1 protein-coding gene is annotated in these 321 nt (G+C 57.3%); it reads left to right on the top strand.

Annotation, left to right across the window (positions count from 1 at the left end; translation table 11 throughout):
- Window positions 1-105: 105 nt before the first annotated feature.
- Window positions 106-321: uL14 family ribosomal protein (locus P0G09_RS16925; protein WP_275253247.1), on the top strand; the 216-nt coding region annotated here is incomplete at its 3' end.

Below are 321 nucleotides of genomic sequence, written 5' to 3'. Positions count from 1 at the left end.
GCCGCCCCCTGTGCAAGGATGTGCGCTGGCGCCTGGTCCGTATCGTTGAGAAGGCAATGTAATCTTTGCCCGCTGCTTTGAACAGTTTGAAAGGAGATATCTGAAATGGTTCAGATGCAAACTTATCTCAAAGTTGCCGACAACACCGGTGCCAAGGAGCTGATGTGCTTCCGTGTGCTGGGCGGCACCCGCAAGAGATACGCAAACATTGGTGTCGTCGTGGTCTGCTCTGTCAAGAAGGCAGCCCCCGGCGGCTCCGTTAAGAAGGGCGACGTCGTCAAGGCTGTCATCGTGCGCAGCAAGCATGGCGTGCGCCGCGAC

The sequence above is a fragment of the Faecalibacterium sp. DFI.5.82 genome, from assembly GCF_029076575.1.
GTDB lineage: Bacteria > Bacillota > Clostridia > Oscillospirales > Ruminococcaceae > Faecalibacterium > Faecalibacterium duncaniae.
Note: the sequence above shows the minus strand (reverse complement) of the source record. Positions and strands in the feature narration are given on the sequence as shown.